This window comes from Streptomyces sp. NPDC048461 (assembly GCF_055587105.1).
The window spans coordinates 1-262 of the sequence record NZ_JBVJGW010000081.1 but is presented as its reverse complement, the minus strand read 5'-3'; positions in this window follow the sequence as shown (position 1 = coordinate 262).

The following is a 262-nucleotide window of genomic DNA, read 5'->3' as shown; positions in this document are numbered from 1 at the left end:
ACGCGTTATGCAAGGATGGCTGATGCAATCTTCAAATCTCTTGGTTGGGTCAATGGTAAATATATAAATCTAAGGCGTATCACGAAGTTGAATAAGAGTGTGGATGACCATCCTGCTTTGGGTGATACGTACTTCAGGTACTGACTTGAACTGAGTTGTGGTAACCAGGAGTGGTTGTCCGTTATGGCTGCCAAAAGCCGTCAGTATGAGCTTTCAGTTTGCCTGCTCCGCAAGTTGGAGGCGGCGCAGAAGGAGGCTGCGC